This window comes from Sedimentitalea xiamensis, assembly GCF_030164465.1.
Classification (GTDB): domain Bacteria; phylum Pseudomonadota; class Alphaproteobacteria; order Rhodobacterales; family Rhodobacteraceae; genus Sedimentitalea; species Sedimentitalea xiamensis.
This window is the reverse complement of sequence record NZ_JASNJE010000001.1, coordinates 144,510-166,209: the sequence shown is the minus strand read 5'-3', so window position 1 is coordinate 166,209 and position 21,700 is coordinate 144,510. Positions and strand designations below refer to the sequence as shown.

Annotated in this window: 23 protein-coding genes; 19 read left to right on the top strand and 4 right to left on the bottom strand. The window is 59.9% G+C overall.

Annotated elements, in window-relative coordinates:
• The first annotated feature begins 141 nt into the window (after positions 1–141).
• Both QO034_RS00745 and argE read left to right on the top strand, forming a co-directional pair.
• On the top strand, positions 142–1,326 hold the full coding sequence (locus QO034_RS00745; protein WP_284483579.1) for a M24 family metallopeptidase: 1,185 nt from the start codon (positions 142–144) through the stop codon (positions 1,324–1,326).
• On the top strand, positions 1,323–2,501 hold the full coding sequence (argE, locus tag QO034_RS00740; protein ID WP_284483578.1) for an acetylornithine deacetylase: 1,179 nt from the start codon (positions 1,323–1,325) through the stop codon (positions 2,499–2,501). The genes QO034_RS00745 and argE overlap by 4 nt, the downstream gene beginning before the upstream one ends.
• On the opposite strand, the gene QO034_RS00735 is transcribed toward argE, so the two are convergent.
• The gene (locus tag QO034_RS00735) at positions 2,498–3,895 is read right to left on the bottom strand and encodes an aspartate aminotransferase family protein (RefSeq protein WP_284483577.1); all 1,398 of its coding nucleotides are present in this window, start codon (positions 3,893–3,895) and stop codon (positions 2,498–2,500) included. The two genes, argE and QO034_RS00735, sit on opposite strands and share 4 nt — an antisense overlap.
• Before the next feature lie 63 nt (positions 3,896–3,958).
• Positions 3,959–4,645, bottom strand: a complete 687-nt coding sequence (locus QO034_RS00730; protein WP_284483795.1) for a GntR family transcriptional regulator — start codon at positions 4,643–4,645, stop codon at positions 3,959–3,961.
• A 139-nt stretch (positions 4,646–4,784) separates the two neighbouring features.
• Here QO034_RS00730 and QO034_RS00725 point away from each other — a divergent pair, with 139 nt between their 5' ends.
• The 6 genes from QO034_RS00725 (at position 4,785) to QO034_RS00700 (ending at position 11,483) form a co-directional block, all read left to right on the top strand.
• Entirely contained in the window at positions 4,785–5,870 is a 1,086-nt protein-coding gene (locus QO034_RS00725) for a polyamine ABC transporter substrate-binding protein (protein WP_284483576.1), read from the top strand.
• Positions 5,871–5,934: 64 nt separating this feature from the next.
• Positions 5,935–7,062, top strand: a complete 1,128-nt coding sequence (locus QO034_RS00720) for an ABC transporter ATP-binding protein (RefSeq protein WP_284483575.1) — start codon at positions 5,935–5,937, stop codon at positions 7,060–7,062.
• Entirely contained in the window at positions 7,062–7,940 is an 879-nt protein-coding gene (locus tag QO034_RS00715) for an ABC transporter permease subunit (RefSeq protein WP_284483794.1), read from the top strand. The genes QO034_RS00720 and QO034_RS00715 overlap by 1 nt, the downstream gene beginning before the upstream one ends.
• The gene (locus QO034_RS00710; protein ID WP_284483574.1) at positions 7,937–8,755 is read left to right on the top strand and encodes an ABC transporter permease; all 819 of its coding nucleotides are present in this window, start codon (positions 7,937–7,939) and stop codon (positions 8,753–8,755) included. The genes QO034_RS00715 and QO034_RS00710 overlap by 4 nt, the downstream gene beginning before the upstream one ends.
• A complete protein-coding gene (locus tag QO034_RS00705; protein ID WP_284483573.1) occupies positions 8,752–10,080 on the top strand; it encodes an NAD(P)/FAD-dependent oxidoreductase in 1,329 nt (442 codons plus the stop codon). The genes QO034_RS00710 and QO034_RS00705 overlap by 4 nt, the downstream gene beginning before the upstream one ends.
• A 77-nt stretch (positions 10,081–10,157) precedes the next feature.
• Complete coding sequence (locus QO034_RS00700; protein ID WP_284483572.1) at positions 10,158–11,483, top strand: UDP-glucose dehydrogenase family protein; 1,326 nt, start codon at positions 10,158–10,160, stop codon at positions 11,481–11,483.
• Positions 11,484–11,822: 339 nt separating this feature from the next.
• Here the strand turns inward: QO034_RS00700 and QO034_RS00695 are convergent, their stop codons facing one another.
• Together QO034_RS00695 and fliK are read right to left on the bottom strand one after the other, a co-directional pair.
• The gene (locus tag QO034_RS00695) at positions 11,823–12,497 is read right to left on the bottom strand and encodes a flagellar hook capping FlgD N-terminal domain-containing protein (protein WP_284483571.1); all 675 of its coding nucleotides are present in this window, start codon (positions 12,495–12,497) and stop codon (positions 11,823–11,825) included.
• A gap of 3 nt (positions 12,498–12,500) precedes the next feature.
• Positions 12,501–14,036, bottom strand: coding sequence for a flagellar hook-length control protein FliK (fliK, locus tag QO034_RS00690; protein ID WP_284483570.1), 1,536 nt, complete (start codon positions 14,034–14,036; stop codon positions 12,501–12,503).
• 110 nt (positions 14,037–14,146) lie between these two features.
• Between fliK and QO034_RS00685 the strand changes: the two genes are divergently transcribed.
• The 11 genes from QO034_RS00685 (at position 14,147) to QO034_RS00635 (ending at position 21,618) form a co-directional block, all read left to right on the top strand.
• On the top strand, positions 14,147–14,431 hold the full coding sequence (locus QO034_RS00685; protein WP_284483569.1) for a rod-binding protein: 285 nt from the start codon (positions 14,147–14,149) through the stop codon (positions 14,429–14,431).
• Entirely contained in the window at positions 14,424–14,783 is a 360-nt protein-coding gene (locus QO034_RS00680) for a flagellar biosynthesis protein FlgN (protein ID WP_284483568.1), read from the top strand. The genes QO034_RS00685 and QO034_RS00680 overlap by 8 nt, the downstream gene beginning before the upstream one ends.
• Positions 14,784–14,994: 211 nt before the next feature.
• Positions 14,995–15,855 carry a flagellin N-terminal helical domain-containing protein gene (locus QO034_RS00675; protein ID WP_284483567.1) on the top strand — a complete coding sequence of 287 codons (861 nt, stop codon included), beginning with the start codon at positions 14,995–14,997 and terminating at the stop codon, positions 15,853–15,855.
• A 67-nt stretch (positions 15,856–15,922) separates the two neighbouring features.
• A complete protein-coding gene (gene flaF, locus QO034_RS00670; protein ID WP_284483566.1) occupies positions 15,923–16,294 on the top strand; it encodes a flagellar biosynthesis regulator FlaF in 372 nt (123 codons plus the stop codon).
• A 1-nt stretch (position 16,295) separates the two neighbouring features.
• A complete protein-coding gene (gene flbT, locus QO034_RS00665) occupies positions 16,296–16,700 on the top strand; it encodes a flagellar biosynthesis repressor FlbT (protein WP_284483565.1) in 405 nt (134 codons plus the stop codon).
• On the top strand, positions 16,697–17,497 hold the full coding sequence (locus QO034_RS00660) for a DUF1217 domain-containing protein (protein ID WP_284483564.1): 801 nt from the start codon (positions 16,697–16,699) through the stop codon (positions 17,495–17,497). The genes flbT and QO034_RS00660 overlap by 4 nt, the downstream gene beginning before the upstream one ends.
• Before the next feature lie 329 nt (positions 17,498–17,826).
• The gene (locus QO034_RS00655; protein ID WP_284483563.1) at positions 17,827–18,258 is read left to right on the top strand and encodes a hypothetical protein; all 432 of its coding nucleotides are present in this window, start codon (positions 17,827–17,829) and stop codon (positions 18,256–18,258) included.
• Between the two features lie 6 nt (positions 18,259–18,264).
• Positions 18,265–18,987, top strand: a complete 723-nt coding sequence (locus QO034_RS00650; protein ID WP_284483562.1) for an ABC transporter ATP-binding protein — start codon at positions 18,265–18,267, stop codon at positions 18,985–18,987.
• The gene (locus tag QO034_RS00645) at positions 18,984–19,778 is read left to right on the top strand and encodes an ABC transporter permease (RefSeq protein WP_284483561.1); all 795 of its coding nucleotides are present in this window, start codon (positions 18,984–18,986) and stop codon (positions 19,776–19,778) included. The genes QO034_RS00650 and QO034_RS00645 overlap by 4 nt, the downstream gene beginning before the upstream one ends.
• 7 nt (positions 19,779–19,785) lie before the next feature.
• A complete protein-coding gene (locus tag QO034_RS00640) occupies positions 19,786–20,424 on the top strand; it encodes a ribonuclease HII (protein WP_284483560.1) in 639 nt (212 codons plus the stop codon).
• Positions 20,425–20,514: 90 nt separating this feature from the next.
• Positions 20,515–21,618 carry a site-specific DNA-methyltransferase gene (locus QO034_RS00635; RefSeq protein WP_284483559.1) on the top strand — a complete coding sequence of 368 codons (1,104 nt, stop codon included), beginning with the start codon at positions 20,515–20,517 and terminating at the stop codon, positions 21,616–21,618.
• Positions 21,619–21,700 lie beyond the last annotated feature (82 nt).

Genomic DNA, 21,700 nt, shown 5'->3' with positions numbered 1-21,700 from the left:
ACCTGCATCGAAAAACTTGCAACCGTTCCGATACTAAATCGAACAAAAAGAAACTATGCCCAAGCATTTGGTTGGACAGAGGGAAGACTTCCCAGCAATGTCGATGCTGTCTGAATGCCGCGCCACAATTGGAGTATCGCGATGGGTGCAACGGATCTGCCCTTTGATATGGCCGAATATGGCGCAAGGTTGTTCCGGACCCGTGCGGCGATGGCCGAACAGGGACTGGATGCGTTGTTCGTTACGGACCCATCCAACCAGGCATGGCTGACCGCCTATGATGGCTGGTCCTTCTATGTGCATCAGGGGGTCATCGTGCTGCCGGACACCGATCCGATCTGGTGGGGGCGCAGCCAGGATACCAATGGCGCCGTCCGCACGGTCTGGATGGCGCAGGACCGGATCATGGGATACGCGGATGGTTTCGTGCAGTCCACGGAACGCCACCCGATGCAAGACCTTGCAGCCTTGCTGTCCGATCTGGGGTTTGCAATCGCGCGGATCGGGGTCGAGATGGACAATTACTATTTTTCCGCGAAGGCGATGTCTGTTCTCTCCGAAACGCTTCCTCAGGTGCGCTGGGTGGATGCGACCGGGCTGGTCAATTGGCAACGGGCGGTGAAATCGGAGGCCGAGATCGGGTTCATGCGCAAGGCGGCGCGCATCTCGGAAAAGATCGTGGACGGGTTGCTGGACCGTGTCGAAGCGGGGGTTCCGAAGAACGAGATCGTCGCCGAAATCTACCGCGACGCGGTGCGCGGCGTGGACGGAGCCTGGGGCGACTACCCTGCGATCGTGCCGCTACTGCCGTCGGGCAGCGACGCCGCGGCCCCGCATCTGACCTGGGACGGGCGGCCGTTCGCGACCGGCGAGGCCACGTTCTTTGAGATTTCCGGCTGCTATCGCCGCTATCATGCGCCGTTCTGCCGGACGCTGTTTCTGGGCAAGGTGCCGGATTTCCTGCGCCGCGCCGAAGCGGCGCTGATCGAAGGGCTGGAGGCGGGGCTGAGCGCCGCGCGGCCCGGAAACCGGGCCTGCGACATCGCCAATGCCCTGGCGGCCCCGCTGGAACGGGCCGGCATCGAGCGGGGCGCGCGGTGCGGCTATCCGATCGGTCTCAGCTATCCGCCGGATTGGGGCGAACGCACGATTTCGCTGCGCAGCGAGGACGAAACGATATTGCAGCCGGGGATGACCTTTCATTTCATGCCCGGACTCTGGATGCAGGACTGGGGGCTTGAAATCACCGAAAGCATTCTGATCCGCGACTCCGGACCGGCGGAGACATTCTGCAACCGGCCGCGTCAACTGTTCGTGAAACCATGAGCGGCCGGCTTGAGGAAACGGTCGAATTTCTGGCGCGCCTGATCGGCTATCCCACCGTGTCGTCGGATGGCAATCTGGCGATGATCGCCGAACTGGCGTCGAGACTGGAAGATAGCGGCGCTCGGGTTGATCTTTTCGAAACCCCGGATGGCGGCAAGGCCAACCTGTTCGCGACTCTCGGGCCGGATGCCCCCGGCGGTCTGGTCCTGTCGGGACATACCGACGTGGTGCCGGTCGCCGATCAGGACTGGAACAGCGATCCCTTCATGCTGCATGAAAGCGGCGGGCGGCTTTACGGGCGCGGATCCTGCGACATGAAGGGATTCATCGCCGCCGCGACCGTCAAGGCACGCGACCTGGCCAATCTCGACCTCCGGCGGCCGGTTCATTTCGCCTTCACCTATGACGAGGAGGTCGGATGCCTTGGTGCGCGGTCGCTGGTGCTCGATCTGCAGCGGCGGGGTCTGCGCCCGTCCATGGCGATCATCGGCGAACCGACCCGGATGCGGGTCATCGAAGGGCACAAGGGGTGTTGCGAATATACGGTCCGGTTCTCCGGGCTGGAAGGGCACGGGTCGTCTCCGCATCGGGGCGTGAATGCGGCCGAATACGCCGTGCAATATGTCACCGAACTGATGCGGTTGCGCGGTGAGCTGATGCTGCGCGCGCCGCAGGGAAGCCGCTATGAGCCGCCCTGGACAACGCTGAACGTCGGGCGGGTTTCCGGCGGGGTCGCGCATAACGTGATCGCCGGCAAGGCCGAGGTGGATTGGGAAATGCGCCCGGTTCAGGACAGCGATTTCGCCTTCGTGAAAGCGGAAATGGCACGTGTTGTCGACGAACGGCTTTTGCCGATGATGCGGGCCGTCCATCCGCAGGCGGATATCGTGACCGACGTGATCGGAGAAGTCGTCGGGCTGGAAGTGTTGCCGGAAAATGCGGCCCGCGATCTGGTCGCGGGTCTTGTCGGCGCAAATGGCGCGGATGTTGTGTCCTTCGGAACCGAGGCCGGGTTGTTTCAGCAGATGGGCATGTCCGTTGCCGTCTGCGGTCCGGGATCGATCGAACAGGCTCACAAACCCGACGAGTTCGTGAGCCTTGATCAGATGCGTTCCTGCCTCGACATGCTGGACCGGCTGTGCCGGTCGCCGGTCCTTGTCGAGGATGCCGCCTAGGATGCCGCCTTGAGCAGGTCGCGCTTTTTCAGTTCCGCGTAGCATTCGTCGAGCGCCTTTGTGGCACGTTCGACCAAGGTGTCGATCTCTTCCGTGCTGATCACCAGCGGCGGAGAGATGATCATCCGGTCGCCCACATGGCGCATCACAAGGTTGTTGGCAAAGCAGCGTTCGCGGCAGATGAACCCGACGGTTCCCGCTTCGCTGGCGAACTTGGCGCGGCTGTCCTTGTGAGGCGTCAGCGCAATCGACCCCATGAGGCCGACGATCCTGGCTTCGCCGACCAGCGGATGGTCTGCCAGGGCTTCCCATTTCTTCTTCATATAGGGGCCCGCAACATCGCGCACATGGCCGATGACGTTTTCCTCTTCAATGATCCGCAGGTTTTCCAGTGCCACGGCCGCGGCCACGGGATGCCCGGAATATGTATAACCGTGATTGAATTCCGCGCTGTCCATGACAGCGGCGACTTCGTCGCTGACGATCGAGCCGCCGATGGGCTGGTAGCCGGAACTCAGGCCCTTGGCGATGGTCATGATGTCGGGGCGGATTCCGACCGTGATGCTGCCAAACCAGTTCCCTGTCCGGCCAAATCCGCAGATCACCTCGTCCGCGATCAGGAGGATTTCATACTTGTCGCAGATCCGCTGGATCTCCGGCCAGTAGGTCGCGGGCGGGATGATGACGCCGCCTGCACCCTGGATCGGTTCCGCGATGAAAGCAGCGACACGATCCTCGCCCAGATCCAGGATCGCCTGTTCCAGTTCCTGCGCCCGCGCGAGACCGAAGTCTTCTGGCGACATTTCTCCCCCTTCGGCCCACCAGTGCGGCTGGTTGATATGATGGACGTCCGGAATGGGCAGGCCGCCCTGTTCGTGCATGTAGGTCATGCCGCCGAGGCTGCCGCTGCCGACCGAAGAGCCGTGATAGGCGTTCTTGCGGCTGATGATGATCGACTTGGACGGCTTTCCCTTCAGCGCCCAGTAGGTGCGCACCATGCGAATGTTCGTGTCGTTGGCTTCCGAACCCGATCCGGCGAAGAACACGTGGTTCAGATCGCCCGGCGCCAGTTCCGCCAGCTTGCTCGAAAGGGCGATCGCCGGAACGTGGGTGGTCTGGAAAAAGGTGTTGTAGAAGGGCAGTTCACGCATCTGGCGAGACGCCACCTCGGCCAGTTCCGGGCGGCCATACCCGATGTTGACACACCAGAGACCGGCCATTGCGTCGAGGATCTGGTTGCCTTCGCTGTCGGTGAGCGTCACCCCCTGCGCGCGGGTGATGATACGCGCGCCCTTTTCGGCCAGTTCCTTGTTGGTCGTGAAAGGGTGCATGTGATGCGCGGCATCCAGGGCCTGCAATTCGGCGGTGGGCATGTGATTTGTGATCGCGGACATGGCGGGAGACTCCGATATGGGTATCTGGCTAGAATATGATCAAATTCTTCAGTGTCAATCGAATCAGTTTTCAGCGTCAATCACGGCCGCGATCTGATCCATGCCCTGTTCGATGTCCAGGACGATGGCGCGCGCGGCGGCTTCGGAATCGCGGCCGCCGAGCGCCGCCAGCAGATCCTTGTGACGATCCGGCAGGCTCTGGGTTCCGAAGCGTCCGCAGACCACCCGCAGGGACGGGCCGAACCGCAGCCACAGACGGTCCACGACACCGGCCATGATCGGCGCTTCGGCCTGGGCGTAGAGAACCGCATGAAACTGGTAGTTCCGCTCCAGATAGAGTCCGACATTTCCGGTCGAAATGGCGCCATCCAATGCCGCGTCGATCCGTGAAAGCTCTTCCGAAACCGCTGGTTTCATCCGTTCGACGGCACGCTTCGTGAGTTCATATTCAATTGTTTTTCTGAGATAAATAATCTGCTCGATATCCTGATTTGTCAGCAGCGGCACACTGACCCTGCGATTGCCCTGAAAGACCAGTGCGCCATCGGAAATCAGCCGCCGGATCGCTTCGCGCACCGGCGTCATGCCCGCATCCAGTGCGGCCGTCAGCCCCTGAATCGTCACCGCCTGTCCGGGGGCCATTTCGCCGAACAGGATCTGCGCTTTCAGCTTCTGATAAACCTGTTCATGCGCGGGAACCGGAACGGTGTTTCCGCCGGCCGGATCTGCCGTTTTCTTGACCATGTTCATCTGCCCAAATCCCTTTTGCGTCCAGGTCGCTTGCGTCACGTTCTTGCGCATGAAATCATATCTTGGATTGCCAAAGAAGGCAAAACTTGATCAAATATGGTCAGCCGATGCAAAACCGGCATTCAAAGGGGAGTTACTCATGAAGACTTACACGCTGACGCTCACGGCGGCTTTGGCACTCGGCGGCGCGGCTGCCATCGCCGAAGAAGTTCGCGTCTACAACTGGTCCGACTACATCGACGAAGAATTGCTGACCAAGTTCGAGGAAGAAACCGGCATCGACCTGATCTATGACGTTTTCGACAGCAACGAGGTTCTGGAAACCAAGATGCTCGCAGGCGGATCGGGATATGACGTCGTCGTGCCGTCCGGCACATTTCTACAGCGTCAGATCGTGGCGGGCGCGTTCCAGAAGCTGGATCCGGCCCAGTTGCCGAACTTGGCCAACATGTGGGATGTGGTCGAAAAACGGACGGAACAATACGATCCCGAAAACGCCTATTCGATCAACTACATGTGGGGAACCACCGGAATCGGCGTCAATGTCGGCAAGGTGACGGAATTGCTGGGCGAAGACGCCCCGATCGATTCGCTGGATCTCGTCTTCAAGCCCGAGAACATGGAAAAGCTTGCACAGTGCGGCGTGCATTTCCTTGACGCACCGGCGGAAATGATCCCGATGGCGCTCAAGTTCCTTGGCGAAGACCCGGACAGCCAGGACCCGGATGTGATCGCGCGCGCCGAGGAAGTGTTCGTGCCGGTGCGCCCCTATATCCAGAAATTTCACAGCTCGGAATACATCAATGCCCTGGCCAACGGCGACATCTGCGTCGCGGTCGGCTGGTCCGGCGACATCCTCCAGGCGCGGGACCGCGCCGCAGAGGCCGACAACGGCGTCGAAATCGCCTATCACGCTGCCAAGGAAGGCGCGCAGATGTGGTTCGACCAGATGGCAATCCCGGTCGATGCGCCCAATCCCAAGGCCGCGCATGTGTTCCTGAATTTCATCATGGACGCGCAGAACATGGCTGCGGCATCGAACTATGTCTACTACGCCAACGGCAACAAGGCGTCGCAGGAGTTCCTGGTCGAGGATGTGATCGGCGATACAGCCATCTATCCGGATCAGGAAACGCTGGACAACCTGTTCACGACGCGCCCCTACCCGGCCAAGGTTCAGCGTACTGTCACGCGTCTCTGGACCAAGATCAAGTCAGGCACCTGACACATCCGAAAAGGCGGGCCAAACGGCCCGCCTTTTGTTTTTCCGAACAGCTGGGGGCCGGAACTTGCAGACTGTCACTTTTGCGCCTTGGAATGATCCCAACGAGAAACCTTTGATCCGGTTTCAGAATGTTACCAAGAAATTTGGTGATTTTACCGCGATCGGCGATCTGTCTCTCGACATTTACGAAAAGGAATTCTTCGCTCTGCTCGGCCCGTCGGGATGCGGCAAGACCACGATGATGCGAATGCTGGCCGGATTCGAAAACCCGACCCAGGGCAGGATCGAACTTTCCGGGCAAGACATCGTTCCAGTGCCGCCCAACAAACGCGCTGTGAACATGATGTTTCAGTCCTATGCGCTGTTTCCCCACCTGTCGATCTGGGACAACATCGCCTTCGGTCTGCGCCGTTCGGACATGCCAAAGAACGACATCGTCGACCGCGTCGAGGAAATGCTGAAGCTGACCCGGCTGGAAAAATTCGCACGCCGGAAACCGCATCAGATTTCGGGCGGTCAGCGTCAGCGGGTGGCCCTGGCGCGCTCTCTCGCCAAGGCGCCGAAGCTTTTGCTGCTGGACGAACCGCTGGGCGCTCTTGACAAGAAACTGCGGCAGGACACGCAGTTCGAACTGATGGACATTCAGGAAAAGACCGGCACCACCTTCGTGATCGTCACCCACGACCAGGAAGAAGCCATGACCGTGGCAAGCCGTATCGCGGTGATGGACGAGGGCAGACTGATCCAGGTGGCGACCCCCGACCGGATCTATGAAACGCCGAACTGTGTTTATGTCGCGGATTTCATCGGCGACGTGAACATCATCGAAGGCCGTGCCACCTCCGTCGGACCGGAACGCTACCGCATCGACTGGTCGGATTCGCTGCCACCGCTGACGGCGACCTCGGCAACGCCGTTTTCCGACGGTCAGGGATGCCACCTCGCCATTCGTCCGGAAAAGGTTTCGATCTCGACCGAAAGGCCGGCGGAAGCGGACAATGCCGTCGAGGGCAAGGTGCTGGATATCGCCTATCTCGGCAACCTGTCCACCTATCACGTCGAACTACCGGGCGGCACGATCGTCAAGGCGCAAACCGCCAACACGCGGCGGATATCGCGGCGCAACATCTCCTGGGAAGACTCTGTCTGGCTGTCCTGGACAGCGACGGCAGGCGTCTTGTTGGCGGAATGATGCGCCGTTTCCTGCTCATATCGGTGCCGTATTTCTGGCTTCTCATCCTGTTTCTGGTGCCGTTCGTCATCGTCCTGAAGATTTCGCTGTCGGACACGGCGCTGTCGATCCCGCCCTACACGCCGACATTCGACTGGTCGGACATGGGCGCATTTTTCCGCGCGCTCGATTTCGAGAATTTCCTGTTCCTGACCGAAGACGATCTCTACTGGAAAGCCTATCTGAGCAGCCTCAAGATTGCGGTGATTTCCACGTTTTTCACGCTGCTGATCGGGTATCCGATCGCCTACGGCATGGCCCGGGCGCCGGAAGAATGGCGCCCGACCCTGATGATGCTGGTGATCCTGCCGTTCTGGACCAGCTTCCTGATCCGGGTCTACGCGTGGATGGGCATCCTCAGCAGCGAAGGCTTTCTGAACCAGTTCCTGCTCTGGACCGGCATCATCAGCGAACCGCTGACGATTCTGAACACCAATACCGCGGTCTACATCGGCATCGTCTACACTTACCTGCCGTTCATGATCCTGCCGATCTATTCCGCGCTTGACAGGATGGACGGATCGCTGATCGAAGCCGCCGAGGATCTGGGCTGTTCGCGTCTGCTGGCCTTCTGGCTCGTGACCGTCCCGCTCAGCCGGAACGGTATCATCGCCGGGTCGTTCCTGGTCTTCATCCCGGCGCTGGGGGAATTCGTCATTCCGTCGCTGCTTGGCGGATCGGGCACGCTGATGATCGGCAAGGTCCTGTGGGAAGAATTCTTCTCCAACCGGGACTGGCCGGTGGCTTCCGCGGTGGCCGTTGTTCTGCTGCTTATCCTCGTCATTCCGATTGTCCTGTTCCAGCGCAACCAGCAGAAACAGGCGGAGGCTGAACAATGATGCGCCTCAGCTGGTTCAACGTGGTGTCGCTGACACTGGGTTTTGCCTTTCTCTACATCCCGATGATCATTCTGGTGATCTTCAGCTTCAACGAAAGCAAACTGGTGACGGTCTGGGCCGGATTTTCCACCAAGTGGTATGGCGAACTGCTCCAGAACGAAGCGTTCCTGAGCGCGGCCTGGGTGACGCTGAAGGTCGCGGTGATGTCGTCGACGCTGGCCACGGTTCTCGGCACGATGGCGGCCCATGTTCTGGTGCGCGGCGGGCGGTTCATGGGGCGAACGCTGTTTTCCGGCATGATCTACGCGCCGCTGGTGATGCCCGAGGTGATCACTGGCCTGTCGCTGCTCCTGCTGTTCATCGGGATCGGGCTGGACCGCGGCGTGATGACGGTCGTGCTCGCGCATACGACCTTTTCGATGTGCTATGTGTCCGTGGTGGTGTCGTCGCGGCTGGTCACCTTCGACCGCTCGCTGGAAGAGGCGGCGCTCGATCTGGGCTGTTCGCCCCTGGATGCGTTCCGGCTTGTGACTCTGCCCATCATCGCGCCGGCGGTGATTTCCGGGTGGTTGCTGGCGTTCACCCTGTCGCTGGATGATCTCGTTATCGCGTCCTTCACGACCGGACCTTCTGCGACGACCCTGCCGATCAAGATATTTTCGGCCGTGCGTCTTGGGGTCAGTCCTGAAATCAACGCCCTGTCGACCCTGATGATCGGTATCGTCACGGTGGGCGTGATCAGCGCTTCGCTCATTTCGAAACAGAACCTGATCCGTCAGAGGAAAGAAGAACGGCAGGCTGTTCGCGCCCAATGAAACGCATCTTTCCCGACTTTGCCTATGGGGACGGCCCCAGGACCGGGTGCTGGTGGGACGAAACCATCGCGGCCCCGGACTGGCCTGTCTTGCAGGACAGTTTGCGCGTCGATGTCGCGGTGATCGGCGCCGGGTTCACGGGCGTTTCGGCGGCTTTGCATCTGGCCGAGGCGGGCAGTTCGGTCGCAGTGCTCGAAGCAGAGACGCCCGGATGGGGCGCATCCGGGAGAAACGGCGGGTTCTGCTGTCTCGGGGGAGCCAAGATCAGCGAAAAAGCGCTTGTCGAAACCTATGGCGCAGCGGCGGCGCGGAGCTACAGGCAGGCCGAGAGAGATGCGGTGAACCTCGTCGCCGACCTTCTGGCCCGCCATCGGATTCAGGCTGACAGGCATTCCCAAGGGGAAACCCAACTGGCGCACCGATTGCGCGACATGGACAGGTTGCGCAGGGCTGCCGATGGCATTGTCCGGGGCAGCGATCCGGAACCCATCCTCATCGAAAAGGAGGATCTGGCGCGAAACGGGATGAACGGTCCGTTCTTCGGGGCCCTGACCACTCCGGTCGGGTTTGCATTGAACCCGCGCAAGTATCTTTTCGGTCTGGCCCGCGCGGCGCGGTCCAAAGGCGCCGCCTTTTTTCAGAAGAGCGCAGCGGCGCGGATTGAAAAATCCGATGGGGGAAACCGGGTTCATACCGAAAAGGGGCAGATTGTCGCGCAAACCGTTCTGATTGCGACGAACGGCTACTCCAGCGAAGACATGCCCGACTGGCTGGCAGGGCGCTACATTCCGAGCCAATCCAATGTCCTTGTCACGCGGCCGCTGACCGACACGGAGATTGCGGATCAGGGCTGGAGCACCGCCCAGATGGCCTATGACACACGCAACCTGCTGCATTATTTTCGGCTGATGCCGGATCGGCGGTTTCTCTTCGGGATGCGGGGCGGACTGCATGCGTCTCCGGCATCCGAACGCGGGAGCCGCGAACGGACCCGCAAGGATTTCGAACGGATGTTCCCGGCCTGGCGACACGTTCCGTCCGCGAACCAATGGTCCGGCATGGTCTGCCTGTCGCGGCGGCTGGTGCCATTCGCCGGCCCGATTCCCGGACGCCCCGGCATGTTCGCCGGTTTAGCCTATCATGGAAACGGCGTTGCGATGGGTAGCTACGCGGGAAAGATGCTGGCCGACCTGGCCCTTTCCCGGTCGACGGATGTTGCCTTGCCGGCCGTTCTTTCGGCCCCGATGGCGCGGTTCCCGCTCGGTTCGGCGCGCCGCCTGGTGATGCCCTTCGCATATCTCTATTACGGCCTTTTGGATCGTTAACCAGATCCGGCCAGAATGTTGACAGAGCCCGACGCATCGCCCATGGATCGTCGAAAAATGCACCGAAGGACAGGCAAATGAAAATCGCGATGATCGGAACCGGATATGTCGGATTGGTGTCCGGCGTGTGTTTTTCGGATTTCGGGCATGAAGTGGTGTGTGTCGACAAGAATCCGGAAAAGATCGACATGCTGCGCCAGGGCAAGGTGCCGATCTACGAACCGGGTCTCGACATTCTGATGGCCCGGAATGTCGAAGCCGGCCGCCTGACCTTTTCCGACGATCTGGTTTCGGCGGTTTCCGATGCGGCAGCCGTCTTTATTGCCGTCGGGACGCCGACCCGCCGGGGCGATGGGCATGCGGACCTGACCTATGTGATGGCGGCCGCCCGTGAAATCGCGGCGGCGCTGTCCGGTTATACCGTGGTGGTCACGAAATCGACCGTCCCGGTCGGCACCAACCGACAATTGAAGCAGGTGATCGCAGAGGCGAACCCGCAAGCGGATTTCGACGTGGCCTCGAACCCCGAGTTCCTGCGTGAAGGCGCGGCGATCGACGATTTCATGCGCCCGGACAGAATTGTCGTCGGGGTCCAGCAGGACCGCGCGGCGGAAGTCATGACCGAGATCTATCGCCCGCTGTATCTGCGCGACTTTCCGATCCTGACCACGGATCTCGAAAGCGCGGAAATGATCAAGTATGCGGCGAATGCTTTCCTGGCAACCAAGATCACCTTCATCAATGAAATCGCGGCCCTTTGCGAACGCACCGGCGCGGACGTCAAGCTGGTCAGCAAGGGAATGGGGCTTGACGGTCGGATCGGCAACAAGTTCCTGCACGCCGGGCCGGGATATGGTGGGTCGTGTTTTCCCAAGGATACGCAAGCGCTTGCGCGTATCGGCCAGGAAAACGGATCGCCGATGCAGATCACCGAAACGGTCATCAAGGTCAATGACGAACTGCGGCGCAGGATGATTGGAAAGATCATCGACATGATGGGCGGACATGTCGCCGGAAAAACGATCACGGTGCTCGGCGTCACCTTCAAACCCAATACGGACGACATGCGCGAAGCGCCGTCGCTGACCATCGTGCCGGCCCTGATCGGCGCCGGAGCCAAACTGCGGGTGGTCGATCCCCAGGGGCGCCGCGAAGGTGCCGAACGGCTGCCGGGAGTCCAGTGGTTCGACGATGTTTACAAGGCTGCGGAGAATGCCGACGCGGTCGTTATCCTCACGGAATGGAACGAATTCCGCGCCTTGGACCTGGAAAGGCTGAGAGACAAGATGTCCTTTCCGGCGCTCGCCGATCTTCGGAACATATATTCGGCCAAGGATGCGGAACGCGCCGGATTCCTGAGATACGTGTCAGTGGGGCGGGCGGACTTCAGGGGTGCGGACTGAACAGGTCCAGATTGGTCCCGCAGGCAACGGAAACCTCTCTCGGACCGAACCGGGAACCAACATTCGGAACGAAATCCCAAGGCGGCCTGCTGGCGGTGCATCCTTGCCGCGTGGACCTCGCCTTGCGCGATCCGCCTGTGCGGAAACGGACGGACAAGGCGTGCGCACTGCGCAACTTCAACCGTAGCCGAGCAACCGGGTTCTCTTTTTTCCGGCCTTTGGCGACAGCCCGATTCATGGATTTGGGACAAGCTCTTTCCAGGCGGAACAACCGGCGGAATCCAACGCTTTTCGCGTGGCCGGTTGCGTCTTTCCTTGCAACCGGTATTCGCTCCCGGCCTATTCGGGCTGGCGCAAGGCTGATACCGAGGTCGCGGGGAGGGTTTGACCGCCGGCGAGCACAAGGACCACGGAACCGTCCTTGATCTGTGCCTCGGTGATGCGTCCGTAAACCTCTGTGGGTCCTGAAGCGATGATGTCGTCGCCCACCATGCTTTCGACCGTGAAAGTATAGACACCTTTCTCGAAGGGCGCGCCGGTGCTGTCCACGCCCGCCCATTGGATCCGGTCCGAGGAAACCGGGATTGCCTTCCTTTGCACTTCTTGCCCGGAAGCATCGGTGACGACAAGGTAAGCCTGTTCTGCCGCAGCGTCCGGATTCGGCGTGATCGTAATCGGCGCTCCGTCAAAATAGACCGGAGTATCCGCCCGAACTTCCATTCCAACCCATCCGGCGAGGGACGCCATGTTCGAAATGCCCATTTGCGAGAACAAGGCCGTCAGCGTGTCATTGGTCTGAACCTGCTGTTCCACCATGGAGAATTGCGCGAGCTGGGCTGCGTATTCGGTCGAATCGATCGGCTCAAGCGGATCCTGATATCGGGCCTGGGCGGTCAGCATCTTGAGAAAGGTTTCGAAATCCGATGCCAGGCCTTCCGGCTTCGACGATGTCAGGGTGGGAGATTTTGCGGATGTGGCAGTCGCAGCCGCCAGCGAAGAATTCGTATCAATCATGGGTCACAATCTCAGGTCCAGCCCGGTCGAAACCAGGCGGGGAGTGGCGGAGAGGAGGGTTTTGTCTCCGTTCGGAAAATCCCTCTCGGATTCGGGTGCGTTCGGCAAATCCCCGGACGCCGGGTTGTCGTTTCCAGAGTCGCTGCCGAACTCGAAGGCGGTGTTTTCATACCCGAGGCGAAGAAACTCCTGTGCAAGCTGGTCGATGTGGCGGCGCATGAGGTCGAGCGTCTCAGGCCGCTCGGAAGTGATCACGACGGTAACGCCTGTCTCTGTTGTGGTGAGGGCCATCCGCACCCGCCCAAGTTCTTCCGGGTTTAACGAGATTTCGACAGGCTTTCCGGCCTGACGGACAATGACTTCCACCGCTTGCGCTGCGGCATTTCTGACCGAATCCGCGCGTATGGTTCCATGGTCGAGGCCGGATATCGAGAATGATGTCAGCCCCGGCTCGAGCCGGGACGGCAAGACATTTGCGGGGTCCTTGCCGCCGTTGGCGGAGGGCTCCGAAGACATCTCAGAAAAAAGTGCAGTCGCATCTTTGGCGAAAGGTGCGGCTATCGCGTCGGGAACCGTTGCCAGTTTGATGGTCCCCTTCGGGTCGGCAGATGGCTTGTTCCCGTTTGTCTCAGACGCCGTCGGTTCCAGGGACCCAGTAGGTATTTCCAGCCTGGCTTCTCCGGACCGCGATGAACCCGCAGGCATGTTCGGTGCCAATAGCTGTCGGCCGATTTCCAATGTGGAAAGGTTCGTTTCCGCCCCCGACCCTCCGGATTGTCGCATCGAGTTCTTGTCCAGGAATTCCTGGCCATCTGCGGGTATGGATGCCGCGTTTGGCGGCAGCCCATGACTAGGTTGATTCAGGCTTCCATCTTGTTTTCGCGCCCCGGTGATCCACTCACTTGCTGCGTTGCCCGTGGAGCCGGTTTGCTCGGCGATCATGGGCCCTGCCCCGGAGGAGGAAGGCGAGATCGTTTCACTGGTCTCGCCCGAACCGGAAGGACCGGACAGGGCCGTTGCCCCAGGATGCGCAGCCACCCCCGTTTCGGCGGCAGGCGGTCCTCCGCTGCCACGAACCGGATCCCGTTGCGCCCGGCTGTCGGACGTCACGCCGATCATTGTTCCGGGATCTGACTGCGATTGGCCTGACCGAGCCTCACGCCGTTCGCCAGGAGAAGACTCCTGAAAAAACTCGGTGTCTTGCGGCAACTCCGCATGGTCGGGTGCGATCTCTGAACCAAGATCTTCCTCGGCTGGTTTTGGGCGCAACGCCGCGTCTTCACGACTGTCGTTCCGGCCTGTTTCGATTTCGGTATCCTCGCTCTCGCCGCGATTGAGCGCCACGTCTTCGGGCGACTCAACGGTAGACGGAACCTGCGTGTCTGGCGCTTCGGACCGTTCCGCAAGGCTGGCGAACATCGCCGCGAATCCGTTCCGGCCGACCGGCGAATTCTGCGGAACATGGTCGAAGGGCTCCGCGCCGGGCTTTGGTTTCTTTGGAAGAATCGCAGTCTGCAACTGCGTCGAATTGTTCAGCATGACGCCCCGGATGTTCTATCTCGATCAGCGATCCTTCCGACATTTCGGTTACGGTTTTTTTAACCGGCTTGCACACATGTTTGGAAAAACCGTCCAATTCGAGGCAATTCATGACCGATATCATTCGCGCGAGCATTGGAACTCCTCCTCCGGGTCCGAAGGCATCGCATGCACCCCTTCGCAAAGCCGCTATCGAACTGGAATCTGCGTTTCTGGCTGAAATGCTCAAGTCCGCAGGTTTGGGGAAGAGCCGCGAATCGATGGGTGGAGGCGCCGGCGAAGACCAGTTCGGTTCTCTCCTCGTGCGTGCGCAGGCGGACCAGATCGCCCAGGGCGGAGGAATCGGTCTGGCTGAAACTATTTTCAAAGCTCTCAAGGAGGCAAAACATGACTGACGAAACACCGCAGCAGCTCATCGATTCGCTGGACAAGGTTCTGGATGAAGAGCGGAAAGCTCTCGTGCAGGGCGATCTGGAAAAGATCAATGCCCTGATGACTGCAAAGGAAACGCTGATCGAAAAGATCAACGGATTGCACACCGTCGCGCACGGCAGTTTGACGGATGTGCATGAAAAGGTGACGCGAAACCAGGCCCTTCTCGGTAGTGCGCTGGAAGGCATTCGCGCGGTTGCGAACCGTATGGCCGACCTGCGCCGGGTCAGAGCCGGATTGGAAACCTATGACAGGAGCGGTCGCAAGACCAACTATGGTTTGCAGGCGGCGACCAAAGTGGAGAAACGCGCATAACGTCCAGATTTAGAATAATCTGAAGTATTCCTCGGTCGCGGTTTAGGACTCCATTAGCATATCGCGCCACATGGTGGCCCTGCACTTCTGGAAAGAGGTGGCGCGGAACCGGATAGCCGGTGGTCGCATTGGTCAGAAAGACATTTGGTTCGCCTCCGAAGGGCGACAGGAAATCGGGCGGAATGGCCCTTTAGCTACAGGAAAACAAGCTATGTCCAGTATTCTGACAAACAACAGTGCAATGGTCGCGTTGCAGACCCTGAAAGGGATCAACTCCAATCTGGCCAAGACCCAGGACCAGATCGCAACCGGCAAGGATATCGCCAGCGCGAAGGATGGTTCCGCGGTCTGGGCTATCTCCAAGGTGATGGAATCCGACGTCGCGGGATTCAACGCCGTTTCCGACAGCCTCGCGATTGGCGAATCGACGGTCGCGGTGGCGTCGGCCGGCGCGGAACAGATCGTCAAGGTTCTGAAGGAAATGAAGGAACTTGCCGTCGCCGGCGCGAGCGAAACCGCAGACTTCACGAAGATCGAAGCCGAAATGGCCGAGAAGGAAGCGCAGATCACGTCCATCATCGAAGCGTCGCAGTTCAACGGCGTCAATCTGCTCAAGGCGGATGTGGATGGAAACGGCGGCACGCAGCTGACGGTCCTGTCTTCGCTGGATCGGGCCGGCGCAAACGATGCGTCCAATGGCAACCCGCCGACGATCGCCACAATCGATGTCGCTTCGGCGGATTTCGAAACGGATCTTGACGTTGCTGGCCGCACGGCGATCACTGACGCTGCTTCGGCTCAAACCGCCATGGATGAGATCGAAGGGTTTCTGCAGGTCGCCATTGAAGGCGCCGCCAATCTCGGTGCATCCGGGAAGCGGATCAATGATCAGAGCGATTTCGTCAGCAAACTGACGGATGCGATGAAGTCGGGGATCGGTGCATTGGTGGATGCCGACATGGAAGCGGCTTCTGCCCGTCTGCAGGCGCTCCAGACGCAGCAACAGCTCGGCGTTCAGGCGCTTTCGATTGCGAACCAGGCACCGCAGACCATCCTGTCCCTGTTCCGCTAAATCATCGGCCGGGGCGTTGAACGCCCCGGCCTACCCGATCACAGTTTCAAGTATGTGAGGACATGATTTGAACGCGCTTTCCCAGGCTCACCGCGCCTACTCTGCCGCATCGGCGCCTACGCGCACCGCTCGTGGCACGGAATACGAAGCCGTTGCTCGCATTACGATGCGAATCCGGGCGGCATATGACAAGGGTCCTGACGGGTTCGTCGCTTTGGCCGAGGCCCTGCATGACAACAGAAAGCTTTGGGGCATATTTGCGACGGATGTCGCAGATGCGGGCAATCCCTTGCCCAAAGACCTGAAGGCGCGCTTGTTCTATCTGGCCGAGTTCACGAACCAGCACACGAGCAAGGTTCTGGCGAGACAGGAGTCGGTCGAACCCCTGATTGATATCAACACGGCCATCCTTCGAGGCCTGCGAACTGGAGCGAAATGAGATGAGTGGACTGGTATTGAAGCTTTCTCCGAAGGAGCGCGTTCTGATCAACGGGGCCGTGATCGAGAACGGAGACCGCAGAAGCAGGCTGTCGATCGTAACGCCAGACGCCAACATCCTGCGGCTCAGGGATGCAATCCACCCCGACGAAGCCACGACGCCGGTGCGGCGGGTCTGCTATTCGGCGCAGTTGATCCTCACCGGGGACAGCGATCCCGAAACCGCCCGGTTTTCACTTCTGCGTCGCATAGAGGAGTTGAGCCAGGTGTTCACCGACCCGGATAGCCGGGCCTGTCTTGCAGAGGCGACCGAATCCCTGATCGGACATCAGTATTACAAGTGTCTCAAGGCGCTGCGCAGCCTGTTGCCGCGTGAAGACAGACTGATCGCATCGCGTCCGGCATGAGTTACCAGCCCGTCATACCGAGCGCGGGTCTGGCAGGCTGGAACTTTCTCCAGCGCACCTATGACGCCCAGTTCAAGGCGTTCAACGCATCGGCGCAACTGCAACGGGACACCGACTATTTTCGCGAGAAAGTCGGTGAAATCCAGAGCGCCGAAGATCTGGTAAAAGACCGAAGGCTGCTGTCTGTCGCTCTGGGCGCCTTTGGATTGCAGGATGACATCAATAACCGCTACTTCATTCAGAAGATCCTTCAGGACGGGACCGGCAGCGACGATGCCCTCGCCAACAAACTGACGGACGAACGCTACAAGAAGCTCAGCAAGGCCTTTGGCTTCGGACCGGGAGAAACAGCGACGACCACGGACAAGGCAAAAATGGCCGAGATCGTGTCGCAGTACCGGGTTCAGGAGTTCGAAGTTTCCGTCGGACAGCAGGACGATGCAATGAGAATCGCGCTTTACGCTCAAAGGGAATTGGCGGAGTTGGCCGGGAAAGATGTCAGCGAAGAAACCAAGTGGTATTCCTTGATGGGGCTACCGCCGTTGCGCTCCATGTTCGAAACGGCCTTGGGTCTTCCCCAGGCATTTGGGCAGATCGATATCGATCAGCAGCTCGAAGTCTTTCGGGACAAGACCCGTAACGCGACAGGCGAAGGCACTGTCTCGCAGTTTTCCGATGCTGACGCTGTGAAAAAACTGACCAACTTGTTCCTGGCGAGGTCCCAGATCGCGAACCTGGGTGCGTCCGGTTCGCCTGGGGCGAATGCTTTGACCCTGTTACGTGCCTCGGGGCGCTGACCATCAGAGCGGGCATCCGGCTACATGCAACATACGTTTCCTGGCGTCAATTCCCTCGAAGTCCGACGTGGGATGTGATCTGATTCTTGTCGATCTGGTGCTCGCATCCTCTGCCTGGGTCCGCCCGACAAGGTCTGCGCCACTCACCCAGTCGCCAGGTTCGTTGATATTGTTTTCAGGCAGATCGTGGCGGCCGGCGTAACGAGCCGGAACGAAAAAGACTGGCCTGGAATACGCCTTTGGTTGCGCTTGACGATGCGGCCTTGTGTGCAATGATGCGAGATCTGACGTTCAAACATGCCGTAGCTGATCAAGGAAGAATTCCCGCCATGAAACATTTTTTGCCGATCGTGATCCTTGCAACCGCGCTGACGAATGCTGCCGCAGCGCATGACTTCGGATTTGCCGGCATTCTTTCCAGCTCCAACAAGGAAGACCTGCCGGAACTCACGCTTTCCGTCGGCAAGCCGATTGCTGAGGCCCCATTGGTCCTGAAATCGGGCACAGCCTATGAGATCGAGATCACCTCGGACGGAACCGGCGAACTGGCGCTGGAAGGGCCCGGTTTCTTTCGGGCCATCTGGATCAACGAAATCGTCATAAACGGGTTGGAAATCCGCCCATACGGCATCGACAGCGTGGAATTCGACGAGGCCGGAACAATGGAGATCGAATTCGTCGCGATCAAGCCGGGCCGATACGTCCTGAAGCAACCGGGATCGGAGGGCGACAGCCAGAAAGTCGATATCACGATCGAGTAGACCGTGGTGACCACGCTTGGAGTCCACGATGTGACCTATCGCTATGGCGTCAGGACGGCGTTGGACGGGGTTTCGTTCGACCTGGATTCAGGCAGGTTCTGCGCGCTACTCGGCCCGAACGGAGCGGGCAAATCGACGCTTTTCTCGCTCATGACCAGGCTGCTTGTGACCGACCAGGGCGCGATCTCGATCGCAGGGTTCGATCTGGAACGGGAACCGCGCGCGGCGCTGGCACGGATGGGGGTGGTGTTTCAGCAGCAGACGCTGGATCTGGACATGACGGTTACGCAGAACCTGCGGTACTTTGCGGCCCTGCAGGGGCTGTCCGGAAAACGGGCGCAGAAGAGCATCGATGCGGCGCTGGATCGGTTGGAAATGCGCGAAAGGTCCGGTGAAAAGGCCAGGGCGCTGAACGGCGGGCACCGCCGGCGGATGGAGATTGCTCGGGCGCTGATTCATGACCCGACCGTCCTTTTGCTGGACGAACCGACCGTCGGGTTGGACACCGGCAGCCGGCAGGCCATCACGGCCCATGTGCATGATCTGGCAGATACGGGACTTCTTGTCTTTTGGGCGACCCATCTGGTCGATGAAATTCGCGATACCGATGATGTGGTGGTGCTGCATCAGGGCAAGGTTCTGGCGCACGACCGAGCCCGAAACATTGCAGCGGGAAAGCCTCTGGTCGATGCGTTCATCGCCATGACCTCCGGCCAGTCAGAGCAATGACGGCCTATTTCGTCGCCCTCCGCGCCATCGTTTTCCGCGAAGCGATGCGGTTCATCAACCAGCGCAGCCGGTTTCTGGCGGCCTTGGTCCGGCCGCTGGTCTGGCTGGTGGTCTTCGCAGCCGGGTTCAGGGCGGCACTGGGATTGTCGATCATTCCGCCGTATCAGACCTACATCACCTATGAAGTCTACATCGTGCCGGGGCTTTGCGGCATGATCCAGTTGTTCAATGGAATGCAGTCTTCGCTGTCGCTGGTCTATGACCGGGAAATGGGGTCGATGCGTCTTTTGTTGACCAGCCCCCTGCCGCGGTGGTGGCTGCTGTTCTGCAAGCTTCTCGCGGGGGTGACGGTCTCGATCCTGCAGGTCTATGTGTTCCTGGCCATCGCCGCGGGTTTCGGGATCGTGATGCCGACGATCGGATACGTGTATCTGTTTCCGGCGCTCGTGCTCAGCGGGCTGATGCTGGGCGCGCTGGGCCTGTTCATTTCCTCGACCATCCGGCAGCTGGAAAACTTCGCGGGAGTCATGAACTTCGTGATCTTCCCGATGTTCTTCATGTCGACGGCGCTCTATCCCTTGTGGAAAATGGCGGAAAGTTCGCCGCTTCTGAGGACTATCTGCGCCTTCAATCCTTTCACCCACGCTGTTGAATTGATCCGTTTCTCGCTCTATGCGCAATTCAACGGCTGGGCGTTGCTCTGGGTGATCGTCGCCTTTGCCGTTTTCATGGCCGGCAGTCTGATCGGCTACGATCCTGCGCGCGGAATGGTTCGCAAGGTGCGGGCGTAGGTCCGAAATGCGATCGACCGGACCTGACGAAACATTGGAACGGGCCGCGAGACGGCGGGGCTATTCGCGCGTCGCCGGAATCGACGAAGTGGGGCGCGGTCCTCTGGCCGGTCCTGTCACCGCCGCGGCCGTGATCCTGGACATGGCCAGGATTCCGCAAGGCCTGAACGATTCCAAGAAACTGTCTGCGCCTGCGCGCAACGCCCTGAGCGCCTTGATCCGGGAAAGCGCCGAAGTCGGCATCGCCCATGCCACGGTCGCCGAGATCGACTCGATCAATATTCTTCGCGCGAGCCATCTGGCGATGGAGCGCGCCGTGGCGATGCTGGACCCGCTGCCGGATTTTCTGTTGATCGATGGAAATCTCGTGCTGCGGGGACTGACCATTCCGGCAGAGGCGGTGATCAAGGGTGACACCCGATCGGTTTCGATCGCGGCGGCGTCGATTGTGGCAAAAATCGCACGTGATCGGATCATGGTGGACTTGGCGCAACAACACCCCGGATATGGCTGGGAAACCAACGCCGGCTATCCAACAAAAAGTCACAGGTTGGCGCTCCAAAATCTGGGAGCAACCCCACACCATAGGCGTTCATTCAAGCCGGTCCACAATATCTTGTATCAAGATAAATCTGTAAACCGCTGATTCAAAAAAGAATTTGACCGGGATTCGGCTTTGACTCATTCTGCCAGTCAACCACGAGAACGCAGCAAGCGTCCGGGACAGAGGCAGAAAATGAAAAAGACAATGCGACAGGGCGCCGATGCGCTCCCCTTGAACACGATTCTGGATGGCGACTGCACCGAGGTGATGAATGGCCTGCCGGAAGGCACTGTCGATCTCATTTTTGCCGATCCGCCTTACAACCTGCAACTGAAGGGCGACCTGCATCGCCCCGACAACAGCCAGGTCGATGCGGTCGACGATCATTGGGATCAGTTTTCATCTTTTGCGGCCTATGACCAGTTCACGCGCGATTGGCTCAAGGCGGCCCGGCGGCTGCTGAAACCTGATGGCGCCATCTGGGTGATTGGCAGCTATCACAACATCTTCCGCGTCGGCGCAGCGCTTCAGGACGCCGGGTTCTGGATCCTGAATGACGTGGTCTGGCGCAAATCCAACCCGATGCCGAATTTCCGGGGCAAACGGTTCACCAATGCGCATGAGACGATGATCTGGGCGTCCAAGGAAGAAGGCGGGAAATACACGTTCAACTACGAAGCGCTGAAGTCGCTGAACGAAGGCATCCAGATGCGCAGCGATTGGGTCTTGCCGATCTGCACCGGCCATGAACGGCTGAAGGACGAAAATGGCGACAAGGCGCATCCGACGCAGAAACCCGAAAGCCTGCTGCACCGGGTGCTGGTCGGCTCCACCAATCCGGGCGACGTGGTGCTGGACCCGTTCTTCGGAACCGGCACGACCGGGGCGGTGGCCAAGATGCTCGGGCGCGACTTCATCGGGATCGAACGTGAGGCCGCCTACCGGAAGGTCGCCGAAAAACGGATCGCCGACACCCGCAAGTTCGATCGCGAAGCCCTGCAGGTCAGCGCATCGAAACGGGCGGAACCGCGGGTGCCATTCGGGCAGCTTGTCGAACGTGGAATGCTCCGTCCCGGCGAAAGCCTTTATTCGATGAACAATCGCCACAAGGCCAAGGTGCGCGCGGATGGCACCCTGATAGGCGACGATGTCCGGGGGTCGATCCACCAGGTCGGCGCTGCGCTCGAAGGCGCGCCATCGTGCAACGGCTGGACCTACTGGTGCTTCAAGCGTGACGGCAAGACCGTGCCGATCGACGTGTTGCGCCAGCAGATCCGGTCGGAAATGCAGAACTGATCCCAATCCGAATTCACGTTTACCGCTGGTGCCTGTGGCCTGTCATGGCGCACCCGACTTGCCCCGCCAATCTGGCGGGGCT